Origin of the sequence: Halalkalibaculum roseum, from assembly GCF_011059145.1 — a bacterium.
GTDB lineage: Bacteria > Bacteroidota > Rhodothermia > Balneolales > Balneolaceae > Halalkalibaculum > Halalkalibaculum roseum.
The window spans coordinates 25,371-37,914 of sequence record NZ_JAALLT010000003.1 but is presented as its reverse complement, the minus strand read 5'-3'; the positions used below and the strand labels follow the sequence as shown (position 1 = coordinate 37,914).

The 12,544-nt window shown below is 41.8% G+C and carries 14 protein-coding genes; 11 read left to right on the top strand and 3 right to left on the bottom strand.

The window, feature by feature from the left end; all coding sequences use genetic code 11:
- Positions 1-1,020 carry a polyprenyl synthetase family protein gene (locus G3570_RS08750; protein ID WP_165141399.1) on the bottom strand — a complete coding sequence of 340 codons (1,020 nt, stop codon included), beginning with the start codon at positions 1,018-1,020 and terminating at the stop codon, positions 1-3.
- Positions 1,021-1,170: 150 nt separating this feature from the next.
- Here G3570_RS08750 and G3570_RS08745 point away from each other — a divergent pair, with 150 nt between their 5' ends.
- The 11 genes from G3570_RS08745 (at position 1,171) to rnc (ending at position 10,198) form a co-directional block, all read left to right on the top strand.
- Positions 1,171-2,463 (top strand): glucose-6-phosphate isomerase, encoded by a 1,293-nt coding sequence (locus G3570_RS08745; protein ID WP_165141397.1) that lies wholly within the window; start codon positions 1,171-1,173, stop codon positions 2,461-2,463.
- 58 nt (positions 2,464-2,521) lie between these two features.
- Entirely contained in the window at positions 2,522-3,187 is a 666-nt protein-coding gene (locus G3570_RS08740; protein ID WP_165141395.1) for a deoxynucleoside kinase, read from the top strand.
- Positions 3,188-3,233: 46 nt separating this feature from the next.
- A complete protein-coding gene (locus G3570_RS08735) occupies positions 3,234-3,746 on the top strand; it encodes a YceD family protein (protein ID WP_165141393.1) in 513 nt (170 codons plus the stop codon).
- Positions 3,747-3,770: 24 nt separating this feature from the next.
- On the top strand, positions 3,771-3,950 hold the full coding sequence (gene rpmF / locus G3570_RS08730) for a 50S ribosomal protein L32 (RefSeq protein ID WP_165141391.1): 180 nt from the start codon (positions 3,771-3,773) through the stop codon (positions 3,948-3,950).
- Between the two features lie 21 nt (positions 3,951-3,971).
- Positions 3,972-4,955 carry a phosphate acyltransferase PlsX gene (gene plsX / locus G3570_RS08725; protein ID WP_165141389.1) on the top strand — a complete coding sequence of 328 codons (984 nt, stop codon included), beginning with the start codon at positions 3,972-3,974 and terminating at the stop codon, positions 4,953-4,955.
- Positions 4,956-4,968: 13 nt separating this feature from the next.
- Complete coding sequence (locus G3570_RS08720; protein WP_165141387.1) at positions 4,969-5,970, top strand: beta-ketoacyl-ACP synthase III; 1,002 nt, start codon at positions 4,969-4,971, stop codon at positions 5,968-5,970.
- Positions 5,963-6,850: an ACP S-malonyltransferase gene (gene fabD, locus G3570_RS08715; RefSeq protein ID WP_165141385.1), complete on the top strand. Its 888-nt coding sequence runs from the start codon at positions 5,963-5,965 to the stop codon at positions 6,848-6,850. Before G3570_RS08720 ends, fabD begins: the two co-directional genes overlap by 8 nt.
- 71 nt (positions 6,851-6,921) lie before the next feature.
- Complete coding sequence (fabG, locus tag G3570_RS08710) at positions 6,922-7,668, top strand: 3-oxoacyl-[acyl-carrier-protein] reductase (RefSeq protein ID WP_165141383.1); 747 nt, start codon at positions 6,922-6,924, stop codon at positions 7,666-7,668.
- Between the two features lie 257 nt (positions 7,669-7,925).
- Positions 7,926-8,165, top strand: coding sequence for an acyl carrier protein (locus G3570_RS08705; protein WP_165141381.1), 240 nt, complete (start codon positions 7,926-7,928; stop codon positions 8,163-8,165).
- A 33-nt stretch (positions 8,166-8,198) separates the two neighbouring features.
- Complete coding sequence (gene fabF, locus G3570_RS08700; protein ID WP_165141379.1) at positions 8,199-9,443, top strand: beta-ketoacyl-ACP synthase II; 1,245 nt, start codon at positions 8,199-8,201, stop codon at positions 9,441-9,443.
- 8 nt (positions 9,444-9,451) lie between these two features.
- Entirely contained in the window at positions 9,452-10,198 is a 747-nt protein-coding gene (rnc, locus tag G3570_RS08695) for a ribonuclease III (protein WP_165141377.1), read from the top strand.
- Between the two features lie 172 nt (positions 10,199-10,370).
- Here rnc and G3570_RS08690 read toward each other — a convergent pair whose 3' ends face one another.
- On the bottom strand, positions 10,371-11,465 hold the full coding sequence (locus tag G3570_RS08690; RefSeq protein ID WP_165141375.1) for a hypothetical protein: 1,095 nt from the start codon (positions 11,463-11,465) through the stop codon (positions 10,371-10,373).
- 230 nt (positions 11,466-11,695) lie between these two features.
- Positions 11,696-12,433 (bottom strand): porin family protein, encoded by a 738-nt coding sequence (locus G3570_RS08685; protein ID WP_165141373.1) that lies wholly within the window; start codon positions 12,431-12,433, stop codon positions 11,696-11,698.
- Positions 12,434-12,544 lie beyond the last annotated feature (111 nt).

Here is a 12,544-nt window from a genome sequence, read left to right as displayed (position 1 = left end):
TTACTTTTTTCTCTTAATAATGAATTGAATTAAATCTTTAAAAGATTTTCGTTCTTCTGTTTCCGGTAAAGTTGAAAGACTCTTTATCGCTTTTTCGGCATATTCATTCATAACTGTTCTGGCGTAGTCAATACCCCCGTTTTCATGAACAAATTCAACTATTTCTTCAATCTCCGCATTTTTCTTGTTCCGCTTACGCATCAGGTAACGGATACGGGTTTTTTCAAGCATACCGACATTATCCAGGGCTTTAATCAATGGGAGGGTAACTTTACGTTCCTGTATATCGTTGCGTCGTGGCTTCCCAACATCATCAACGCCGTAATCAAATAAGTCATCTCTTATTTGAAATGCAATACCCACCCACATACCGATATCATACATTTTCTGATGCATCTCAGGGTCATCAGTAGTAGAAATGGCGCCACACTCACAGCAGGCCGCTATCAGACTGGCTGTCTTTTCGGAGATGACCTTAAAGTAGTATTCTTCGGTCATATTAAAGAGGCGGGCAGCTTTAAATTGTCGCAGCTCGCCTTCACTCATGCTCTTCACTGCCCTCGAGAGAACTTTCAGTAACTTAAACTCGTCGTGATCAAGAGCAATCAATAAACCGTTGGAAAGCAAAAAATCACCGAGCAAAACGCTGGCTTTGTTTTTCCAAACCTTGTTTATGCTCAGAAAACCACGGCGAATATTTGCTTCATCGACTACATCATCATGAATCAGAGTAGCGGTATGAAGCAGCTCAATCATCGTGGCAGCGACATAGCTACGTTTGGTGACATCACCGAAAAGACGTGCAGACATGAATACCAGGGTGGGACGAATCTCTTTTCCCTTTTGCTTAAGCAGGTACTGAACGATTTTATCAAGTACAAAGACATCGGTCCGAAGAGCATCCTTATAGAAACTTCTGAAATCGGAAAGATGCGGAGATACCGGATCGGTTATCTCTTTCAGCGTTTTTCTCTGCTTCCTCTTAAAATCGGTTGCTTTTTCCAGCTGGGTGTCAATCATTTACCGCCTGCTAATGATTCAGTTTTTGCCTGTCAAATAAAAGTTGAAATTTAATAATTATTCAGGTTTTATACTCCATTCATTTGCAGTACTTTCTAGCTCGCAGTAATACTGGAATATTATTTGAAAAATTCAGGTCGGTTACAAGTTATGGTAGATGTTGATGTATCGGGTGCGCTTCCTTTTTTATCGGAAGTTGAACAAGATAAAGCCCGTCAGCAAGCGTTAAAAGCATTTGAACAGGTTAAGCACGGAAGCGGTGAGGGAGCAGAATGGCTGGGTTGGAGAACCTTGCTGGAGAGTCCCAACGATGCGATACTCGAGCAGATATCCTCGCTCGCACAGGCTATCCGTGAGGATGCGGATGTCTTTATTTTGTGCGGTATTGGAGGATCATATTTGGGAGCCAAAGCAGTCATTGAAGCTCTTGGAAGCTTTTTCCCCATAAAGCAGGACTTGGAAATCATTTATGCCGGTCACCATATGAGCGGTAGGTATATGGATCAACTGCTTCAGTATATAAGTCAGAAAAAAGAGGACGGTTCTCCCAAAAGTGTATATCTAAATGTGGTTTCAAAATCAGGGACAACTCTAGAAACAGCGCTCTCTTTCCGCTCCTTGCGTAAATGGATGATAGATACCTACGGGGAGGAATCTGCCAATCGTATCATTTGTACCACAAGTAAAGAGGGGGGTGCTCTAAATGAATTAATCGATGAGTTCGGATACCGCAAGTTTGTTATACCGGACGATATCGGGGGAAGGTTCTCTGTTCTTACACCGGTAGGTTTACTGCCTATTGCTGTAGCGGGTATCGATATACAAACGCTATTTTACGGTGCTGTCAATGAATACCAGGCATTGGAGGAGACGCCCGATCATGTCATTCAGTACGCAACTACCCGTTACGCCCTTCATCAAAAGGGAAAGGCCATAGACGTTATCGGTTCATTTAAACCTGAGCTGCATTCTTTTGGCAACTGGGTACAACAGCTGCTTGGAGAAAGCGAAGGAAAAGATGGAAAAGGGATGTTTCCAGCAACAACCTCTTACTCGACAGACTTGCACAGTCTAGGACAGATGATTCAAAACGGGAACCGCAACATGATGGAAACCTTCATTAATGTGAATGAGGCTACCTCAGGGTTTAAAGTGGAATCCAGCGAAAAGAACGTAGACAACCTGAACTACCTTTCCGGGAAAACATTTCATGAGATTAATGTCAAAGCATACCTTGGAACCAAGGAGGCACATATTGATGGTGGGGTACCGGTGGTAACTTTGAGTATCGAAAAGCTGAATGCACAGCACGTCGGATCGTTGATTTACTTTTTCGAACTCTTTACTGCCATCTATGTATACTGTCTGGAAGTGAATCCTTTTAATCAGCCTGGTGTGGAAGCTTACAAAAAAGCAATGTACCAGCTGCTGGGGAAGGAATAAATGAATTGTTTAGGCTTCGGTGTATTTAGAGTCCAAATGATAGAAATGAAAGGATATAATGAGTGATCAGAAGGAGCAAAAGGATTTACAGGATCTAAAAGGAGAGGATAAGTTTGTTGCCATTGCCGGTAACATAGGAGCCGGAAAGTCATCATTAACCGGATTGTTGGCCAAGCACTTCAATTGGGAAGCTTTTTATGAATCGGTGGATGACAATCCTTACCTAGCGGATTTTTATGATGATATGAGACGCTGGAGTTTTAATTTACAGATTTATTTTCTATCCAGCCGTTTTCGTCACCAGAAAAACATGCTTGAGAAGGAGGGGAGTATTATTCAGGACCGGACCATCTATGAAGATGTGGAGATTTTTGCGAAGAACCTGCATGAGATGGGACTGATGAGTGACCGGGATTTCAGCAATTATGAGGCCCTGTTTGAGGAAATGACCCAATATTTGCAGCCGCCTGACTTGCTTATCTACCTCAGGGCTCAGGTTCCGACGCTCGTTAAGCAAATTCAGCAGCGGGGAAGGGATTATGAAAATACTATCCGCATTGAGTACCTGGAGCGCCTGAACCGTCTGTATGAAGACTGGATCGGCCGATATAAGCATGACAAGCTGATAATCGATACGGATGATCTCGATTTTGTGAATAATCAGGAAGACCTTGGACGCGTTATTGAACTGATAGAGCAACGGATGTTTGGACTGTTTAATTGATTGCAGGTCAATCCAAATATTCATAACTTTGCAAGCTATTGAGGATATGTCAAAACTCGAATTTCACATAGTTGAGATACCTGAGGGTCAGAGCCGGCGGGATTTGTCGCTGGATCGGGAAGATCTTGACCTTTCTCCGTATACCTTCAAGGGTGGGGAAATGGAAATAGATTTTTATCGGACTCTCCATTTTATCCGGGTCAACTTTGACGTACATGCCATAGTTGAAATACAGTGCGATCGTTCGCTGGAGTATTTCGACAAACCGGTTGAAGCGGACTATGAGGTTGTGTTCAAGGTTGATGTTCAAGAAGAAACCGAGGATGAAAATGGAGCGGTACGCAGGTTTAATTTTTCTACCAATACCATAAGTATTGAAGAGGAAGTCCGCGATACCATTATGTTACAGATACCCATTAAAAAGCTTCATCCTAAATTCCTGGATGAAAAAGGGAATCCAAAAGATTTTGAGTCAAAGACATTTGGATCGATAAAAGAAGAAGGCGAAGGAGAAAATATTGATCCTCGCTGGGAAGAATTGAAGAAACTGAAGGATTAACTGAAATATTTACGAATTATTTAAATGGCACATCCAAAACGTAAAACATCTAAATCGCGTAAAAATAAACGCCGAGCTAATCATGGTCTAGAAGAGCCAACATTAGCAGAATGTTCAAATTGTGGTGCCCTGCACCGATATCACCATGTGTGTACAGAGTGCGGTTACTATCGTGGCCGACAGGTAGTAAGCGTTAGTAAATAACTCTAGCCAAATTCTTTTTCCATGATTATTGCAGTTGATGCCGTTGGGGGTGATTTTTATCCGGAAAGCCCTGTAAAAGGAGCAATTGAAGCTTCCAAAGAACATAGGGATCTGAATATTATATTGCTTGGACCGGAAGAAACCGTAAAAAGGGAGCTGGATAAATACGAACATGATTCTCAGCGCATTCATGTAAAGCATGCTCCCCAGGTTATTGAAATGGATGAGCAGCCTGCCCAGGCTGTCAAGACAAAACGAGACTCTTCTATTGTAGTCGGACTCGGGATGTTGAAAGCCGGCAAATGCGAAGGGTTTGTCAGTGCCGGGAACACCGGGGCTCTACTTGCGGCATCTACTTTTTTATTAGGCAAATTGGAAGGAGTTTTACGTCCGGCCATTGCCGCTACCTATCCCACCGTAAAAGGTTTTCGATTGCTTATGGATGCCGGTGCTAATCTGGAAGTACGCCCCGAAATGTATTACCAGTTTGCTCAAATGGGGTCTATATACGTAGAGCATGTTATGGGAATTGAAAATCCAAAAGTAGGCCTATTAAACGTGGGCGAAGAAGATGAAAAAGGTACGGATGACCTAAAGGAGGCTTTCGATCTCTTAAGTGATCTTGACAATTTTGTTGGCAACTTAGAAGGACGCGATATCCTTCCTGCAAAAGCAGATGTATTTGTTTGTGATGGATTGGTTGGGAATCTGCTTCTTAAGCTGGGTGAATCCATTCCGGAAAATATGGTACAATTTATTGCCAAAGGCATTAAGACCTTAGAATTAAGCTCAGAAGAAGCGGAAAAAGTTGTTAAAGTCCTTAAGGTATCACTGTCTCAATTCAACTATGAGAATGTTGGCGGCGTACCTTTTCTCGGCGTTAATGGCGTAAGTTTGGTGGGACATGGTGGCAGCTCACCGAAGGCAATGAAAAACATGGTCTTGAATGCCGTTAAATGCGTTGAACACAATGTCAACGACAAAATTATTGCTTCTCTAAAATAAGTAACATTATTACATGGCGGAACAAAAGCGTGCAAAGATAACTGCAGTTGGACACTATTTGCCCGAACATCGTTTGACCAATGAAGATCTCGAGCAAATGGTGGAAACCAACGATGAGTGGATCAGAACAAGAACAGGAATTAGCGAACGCCGGATACTTAAAGACAAGGATAAAGCTACGTCTTTTATGGGGGCAGAAGCTGCAAAAGAAGCGCTGGAACAACGAGGCATCACGGCAGAAGAAATTGATCTCATCATCGTTGCCACCGTTACACCCGATTATATGTTCCCGGCGACAGCCTGTTTGATTCAGGAGAAAATCGGTGCCACCAATGCATATGGATTTGACCTTTCGGCTGCTTGTTCCGGCTTTTTATTTGCTCTGACTACCGGTGCTAACTTTATAGAAGCCGGAAATGCAGAAAAAGTACTGGTAATTGGATCCGATAAGATGAGCTCCATTGTTGATTATACCGATCGCACCACCTGCATTCTGTTTGGTGATGCTGCCGGTGCAGTTTTGCTGGAGGAATCGGATGATGAAACCGGTATCATTGACTATATCAACTACACCGAAGGTGATACGCAAAACGCGCTCTATCAGCATGCGGGCGGAAGCTTGAATCCTGCAAGTGAGGAGACTGTTAAGAATAAGCAACACGTAGTTACTCAAGACGGTCGAACGGTTTTTAAGAAAGCAGCAGTAGGTATGGCCGATGTCTCTCTGGAAATTATGGAACGCAATAATCTTTCAGCAGATGATGTTGCCTGGCTGGTTCCGCATCAGGCCAATTTGCGCATTATTGATGCGACCGCCAACCGGATGGGGGTCAGCCGTGACAAGGTGATGATAAATATTGATAAATACGGCAATACGACCGCTGCAACGATTCCGCTCTGTTTATATGAATGGCAAGATCAATTAAGCCACGGGGATAACCTGGTATTGGCTGCATTTGGCGGAGGCTACACCTGGGGCGCGACATATGTAAAATGGGGATTGAATAATGGCTAAAGCGTATCTTTTTCCAGGACAAGGATCACAATCGGTAGGAATGGGTAAGTCTCATTACCAGGAATCAGACATATTTAAAGAATATGTTGATCAAGCTGACGATATCCTGGGCATCGATTTAAAAGAAATTATGTTTGAAGGACCGGAAGAAGTCCTAAAAGAAACAGAATTTACTCAGCCTGCTATTTTTCTTCATTCGGTTGCTTTATATAACACTCTTGATGCTGATCCGGATATGGTTGCGGGTCATAGTTTAGGCGAGTTTTCCGCACTCGTAGCTTGTGGCGCTGTGGATTTTCCGGTTGCTCTCAAAATTGTACGACGTCGCGGTGAACTCATGCAAAAGGCCGGTGTTCAAAATCCCGGTACCATGGCTGCCATTATTGGGATGGAGGATGCAGAAGTCGAAAAATTCTGCAAACAGGCTTCTGAAGAAACCGGTAAGGAAGTGATTGCTGCCAATTATAACTGCCCCGGTCAGCTTGTTATCTCAGGGAATGTAGAAGCAGTTGAAAAAGCGGTGGAAATTGCGAAAGAAAACGGTTGTCGTTTGGCACGTCTCCTTCCTGTAAGTGGTGCTTTCCACTCATCTCTGATGCAACCTGCTTATGACGGACTAAAGGAAGAGCTTGATAATCTTGTTATAACAAAACCTGATTGTCCGATATACAGTAACTACACGGCAGAGGCGACAACAGATCCGGAGGAGATCAGATCTAATCTGTTGAACCAACTGTTAAATCCGGTGCGATGGACACAGACCCTACAAAAAATGAGTGACGACGGGGCAGATCATTTTGTTGAGGTAGGCCCGGGAAAAGTATTACAAGGTCTCGTAAAACGAACACTCAAAGACGTTGAAACCGAAGGTTACGAATAATTTTGCCACAGATGTACACAGATTTATGGAATCATCTGTGAAGGTCAGTGGCTAGTCATAAAGTTTACAATATGATATCCTTAGAAAATAAAACAGCTTTAGTTACCGGCGGAAGTCGGGGGATTGGTAAAGCCATTGCTCTCAAACTTGCCGAAAATGGTGCCGATGTAGCCATCACCTATGCTCGTTCAGTTGATGCTGCCGAAGAAGTAAAGTCGGAAATTGAAGGAATGGGGCGTAAAGCCAAGGCGCTCCAGGCTGATGCAGTTAATTTCGATAAAGCTGAAGATGTCATTAAAGAGATCACTGAAGACTGGGGAAAACTGGATATTCTGGTAAATAATGCAGGAATAACAAGAGACAACCTGATACTGCGCATGAGCGAAGAGCAGTGGGATGAGGTTATTGAAACGAATCTCAAAAGCATTTTTAATTATAGCAAAGCTGTTGCCAAACCGATGATGCGGAATCGGGGCGGATCAATTATCAATATCAGTTCCGTGGTTGGCATCAGCGGTAATGCAGGACAAAGCAACTATGCAGCATCTAAAGCCGGTATTATTGGATTTACAAAATCCTATGCTAAAGAATTGGCCTCTAGAAATATTAGATCCAACGTAGTAGCACCTGGTTATATATTAACAGAGATGACCGGGGAATTGGATGAGAAAGTGCTCGAAGGAATAAGAGAAGAAACCCCACTTGGAAGAGCTGGTGAAGCAGATGAAGTGGCAGAGGCAGTTGTATTTCTAGCTTCAGATTCTAGCAGTTATATTACCGGTGAAGTTCTAAGAGTCGATGGCGGTATGGCGATGTAGAGATGAATTTCAATGCTCGAATGATCGAAATCCTAAAGCAGCTGTTAGTTAGTTGCTGAGCCGGCTGTGGGGCAGCAACACTCCCGATCATTTATGTAGATTTAGTTAACATAGTTTCGAATTTTGAGCATTCGGATTTCGAACTTTAATAAGTGTATTTTTACGAATAGATATTGTATTTTCAGCCCATGTTGATTTATAGCAAGGGAAAACATTTTTCTTAATTAATTAACCTAAAACGAAGATAACACAATATTATGTCACAAGACGTTGAAGCAAAAGTAAAATCAATTATCGTTGACAAATTAGGAGTTGACGAATCTGAAGTAACTCACGAAGCTAATTTCACCAACGACCTCGGTGCAGATTCACTGGATACCGTTGAGCTGATCATGGAATTCGAAAAAGAATTCGACCTCAGTATCCCTGATGAAGACGCCGAAAACATTGCCACAGTAGGTAATGCCGTAGATTATCTGAAAGGAAAGGTTTCCTAAATTCGTCATTTGATAGCATAGTATTAATCAAGCATGTCAAAACGTAGAGTAGTAGTAACCGGGATAGGTGCCATTACCCCAGTGGGTAAAACGGCACCTGATTTCTGGAACGGATTGGTCTCAGGTAAAAGTGGTGCCCAACCTATAGAACATTTCGACACCACAGACTACCCGACCAAATTTGCCGCCCAGATCGAAGACTACGATGAGCTGAATTACTTTGACCGTAAGGAAGCTCGTCGCCTGGATAAAGTTTGTCAATATGCCCTGATTGCTGCCGAAGAAACATTAAATGATAGCGGCATCAATTTGGACAAGGTTGATAAAGACCGTGTAGGAGTTATAGTCGGAACCGGAATCGGTGGCATGCTTACCTTTTACGATCAGTCTGTAGCCCTTTATAAAGATGGACCGCGCGGGGTATCACCGTTCTTTATACCAAAGATGATACCCGATATGGTGGCCGGACAAATTTCTATTAAATGGGGATTTAAAGGCCCAAATTTTTGTGCGGTATCTGCCTGTGCAACAGGTTCACACAACATAGGCTTGGCCTATGACTCTATTCAACAAGGGCAGTGTGATATGGCTATCACAGGAGGATCTGAAGCTCCGGTCTCAGAAATAGGTTTGGCTGGATTTAACTCTATGAAAGCAATGTCCACCCGAAACGATTCGCCCGAAACGGCCTCGCGTCCCTTTGATAAAACACGCGATGGATTTGTATTAGGGGAGGGTGCCGGTATCTTCTTCCTTGAGGAACTGGAACATGCCAAAAATCGTGGTGCACAAATATACGGTGAGATTTCCGGATACGGTTTCTCCGCTGATGCCCACCATATTACCGCTCCCGATCCGGACGGAAAAGGAGTGATCCTAGCAATGAACCGTGCATTTGAATCAGCGGGAATTAAGCCGGAAGACATTGATCACATCAATATGCATGGAACTTCCACACCATTGGGTGATATTGCTGAAACCAATACTATAAAGAAGGTATTCGGTGATTATGCCTATGACATCAATTGTAATTCCACCAAGTCGATGACGGGTCACACCCTCGGGGCAGCCGGAGCGATAGAATCGTTGGCAACACTGCTTGCCATCTATCACGGCATGGTTCCTCCAACGATCAATCTTGAGAATCCCGATCCCGATTGTGATCTCAACTATACTCCAAACGAAGCGGAAGTTCGTGATATCGACTATGCCATGAACAATGCTTTTGGCTTTGGAGGACACAATACCGCCCTGATCATGAAGAAATTTGAAGCATAATCCGATTGATGTTTGATAAACTCAGGGCATATTTTAACAAACATTCTGAGCTTCCTTCCAAACATCAAAAACGGATAGAACAAATTGAAAGGATGATCGATACTCCAATCGATGATCCTTTTTTATTTATAAAAGCCCTTCGACACCGTTCTATCTTGGCCGATGACAGTTTCTCTTCCACTGACTCCTATGAACGTTTGGAGTTCCTTGGTGATGCGGTATTGGATCTAATTGTTACCGAGATCATCTATTATGAATATCCCGATGAAAACGAAGGCTTCCTAACCAAGCTACGAGCCAAGCTCGTGAAAGGGGATGCATTGGCGGACTATGCCAGACACCTGAAGCTCAGTGAAATCTTGGTTCTCGGAGACCGCGCCAGGGGGCAGGGCATTGAATTTTCCAAGAGTGTACTGGCCGATGTATTCGAGGCCCTCATCGGTGCGATTTACCTGGATTCCGGCTACGAGTCAGCCTCCCGATTTGTCAAAAAGCTCATCAAAAAACATGTAGACATAGATAGCCTATCTGAAACGCTCGACAACTATAAAAGCCTGCTCCTCGAATATGCCCAGGCTAACCAGATGGCCATACCTCGATATGAAGTCATCAAGGAATACGGTCCGGGTCATGATAAAACCTTCGAAGTAAAAGTACTCGTCGACAACCAAGAGATGGGGCAGGGCAAAGGAAAGAGCAAAAAAGAAGCCGAACAGCGCGCTGCCAAAAGCGCTATGCAAAGCCTGGAAGATTAATAGAACGCGGAAGCCGCGGGTACTGCGGATTTACGCTGAAGGTTATTTGTGTAAGGTATATTTATACGACTTCAATCAATATTGTCCGTAAAATCCGTGTTCCATAAAAAAAGGGATTCAAAGTTGCCTTTGAATCCCTTTTTTATATTTAATAGTTTGTTATGAGCAAATGCTAGGCATCAGGATCGAATCCTTCTACATCGGCATGGGCAATGAAGTAAATGGCACCACTTAAACCACTGATTTCAATAGTATATGTAGTCAGGTTGCTTAAAGGATCATGAACCTCAGTATACTGCCCGGGAGCTACTGTATATTCTCCACCATTTGTAGGATATGCATCACCTCCCGCATATAAATGAGCCGTAGTCATTGTATATAATTTATTAGTATAAGGTGATGTCACTGTCATATTATACGTAGCTGTCAGAGTACCTCCAGAATAGCTAACGAACAATTCTCCAACTAATGTACCTTTAGACAGATCGCATTGGCCTGCCCCTGCCCAGATGTCAAAAGTGTCTTCGAAACCATCAGATATTGGTCCATTCGTCCAGCCCCAATTTGGGAAAGTAGTATTCGCAATTATCTCTTCATCAAAACAAGTTGAATAATTGGGGTTGTAAGCAAAAGCTGTTTCACCAGCCATCATAATAGTCTGACCATCATTTTCAATGATAGTAGTACCGGAATATTCAGCTTCTAATTTACTAGCTGAATTAACAAAGTGAGCTTCAACCTGATTGACTATATCTTTAACTTTTTGAATATCAAAAAGTACTTCACCATTATTATAAATTCTTGGATTAATGTGACTGTATTCGGAAATATTATCAACATCAAATTCTGGATTATCAACTAAGGACCAAATTACAACTTGTATTTCACGAAAAGTAAGATCGGGATCTTGAGCTCTCAACTTATCTTTAATGTGCATAAAATAATTCAATTCTTTCCATGCTTCTTGTCCTTTCGTAGAGAACATTTTTACTCCATTTTGCTCTCCTTGAACATAGCTTTCATTCCATTCAATACACCAGCCTTCCTTAACAGTTCCGTCATCTAATGTGACTGTAAAGAAACTATCTTGACTATCCCCGGGTTGTAGGTTAATGCGTTCATTTTGAGCTCCTGGAATTGGTGTAACTTGTTTTACTTTTTGAAACGACTCCTGAAACTCATCACTTGTACTTTGATCACAAGATATGAATGCGAACAACAAACCAACAAATAAAGATGCAAATGCTAACACTCCATTCTTTTTCATAATTTTAACTCCCTGTAATTTTAGAATTGATTTAGACCAACTATTAGTCAATTTTAATAGTTATCAAATCCAATAAATAATTAATTTTTATTAATAAAGGGTTTTATTGAGGCAAGGATAACGGAAGGAAAGAGATTGGAGTAAGGGATTTAATAGTAGTGTTTTAAACTCTTTGGAACTATAAAATATCTCTGCGCACCTCTGTGGTATAGCCTTATTTAAGTATCTTTTTAAAACAAATAATATATAGCAACTGAAACTGAGAGATTATTCGGTTTAAATTCTGTATTAGCAGAATTATTCGAATTTATGAGACCTAGCATCAACCGGGTTTCTATTCCAATCTTATTTTGATAGCCATATTCGAGCCCCCCTCCAAATATAATTCCGGTATCAACTTCATTAAATTGTGAAGTGATATCGTTAGAGAAACTCTCTTCAAAATCAACACCTAGTGGAGTCCCGGTATTCGTTCCAGAAAAGTTGGCTTCTAGTAAATAGCTGCCGTAGAATCCTATTGTGGCATGGTAAGTTGTCTCTTCCCAGGGTTTGGGAAACTCTTGCAGATCCGGAGGTGTCGTCGTCAATTCTAAAACTATAGGTAGATGTAGGTAAGATAGTTTTGTTTCGCTCTTTGTTTGAAATTCAAATCCTCTCAATGTGAAAGCTTCATCAAATTGAGCTCCGATTTCTAAAAAGGAAGGTTCAGCTTGTAATCTAAAGTTTGAATGAATGCGATTGCGGTAAATCAACCCAATATTATAACCCGTTGTAATGTTAGGACTTAAATCTAAATTTAAATCTCCTGATTGAAAATGAAAATTATTGAGCAAAGTACTGAAATCCAGGCCGGTTTTTAAACCAATGCCAATGTCTTGTGCGTATGCCGTTTTAATTTGTGTATTGAGAATAGATAAAATGAAAATACAAGAGAGCAGTATTACTTTACCGTTAATCTTTTTAGACATTATATAACCTGCTTGTAGAGGACTGTTAAATAATTTTCATGGATTGAATTCATTGTGTAAATAAACATGCTAATTTATAAAGCTCAAAACCATAATACAGATAAATTAAAT

What these genes read in the sequence shown, in the direction of transcription:
- G3570_RS08750 (WP_165141399.1), bottom strand. Translation starts at nt 1,020, where the DNA reads ATGATTGACACCCAGCTGGAAAAAGCAACCGATTTTAAGAGGAAGCAG.
- G3570_RS08745 (WP_165141397.1), top strand. Translation starts at nt 1,171, where the DNA reads ATGGTAGATGTTGATGTATCGGGTGCGCTTCCTTTTTTATCGGAAGTT.
- G3570_RS08740 (WP_165141395.1), top strand. Translation starts at nt 2,522, where the DNA reads ATGAGTGATCAGAAGGAGCAAAAGGATTTACAGGATCTAAAAGGAGAG.
- G3570_RS08735 (WP_165141393.1), top strand. Translation starts at nt 3,234, where the DNA reads ATGTCAAAACTCGAATTTCACATAGTTGAGATACCTGAGGGTCAGAGC.
- rpmF (WP_165141391.1), top strand. Translation starts at nt 3,771, where the DNA reads ATGGCACATCCAAAACGTAAAACATCTAAATCGCGTAAAAATAAACGC.
- plsX (WP_165141389.1), top strand. Translation starts at nt 3,972, where the DNA reads ATGATTATTGCAGTTGATGCCGTTGGGGGTGATTTTTATCCGGAAAGC.
- G3570_RS08720 (WP_165141387.1), top strand. Translation starts at nt 4,969, where the DNA reads ATGGCGGAACAAAAGCGTGCAAAGATAACTGCAGTTGGACACTATTTG.
- fabD (WP_165141385.1), top strand. Translation starts at nt 5,963, where the DNA reads ATGGCTAAAGCGTATCTTTTTCCAGGACAAGGATCACAATCGGTAGGA.
- fabG (WP_165141383.1), top strand. Translation starts at nt 6,922, where the DNA reads ATGATATCCTTAGAAAATAAAACAGCTTTAGTTACCGGCGGAAGTCGG.
- G3570_RS08705 (WP_165141381.1), top strand. Translation starts at nt 7,926, where the DNA reads ATGTCACAAGACGTTGAAGCAAAAGTAAAATCAATTATCGTTGACAAA.
- fabF (WP_165141379.1), top strand. Translation starts at nt 8,199, where the DNA reads ATGTCAAAACGTAGAGTAGTAGTAACCGGGATAGGTGCCATTACCCCA.
- rnc (WP_165141377.1), top strand. Translation starts at nt 9,452, where the DNA reads ATGTTTGATAAACTCAGGGCATATTTTAACAAACATTCTGAGCTTCCT.
- G3570_RS08690 (WP_165141375.1), bottom strand. Translation starts at nt 11,465, where the DNA reads ATGAAAAAGAATGGAGTGTTAGCATTTGCATCTTTATTTGTTGGTTTG.
- G3570_RS08685 (WP_165141373.1), bottom strand. Translation starts at nt 12,433, where the DNA reads ATGTCTAAAAAGATTAACGGTAAAGTAATACTGCTCTCTTGTATTTTC.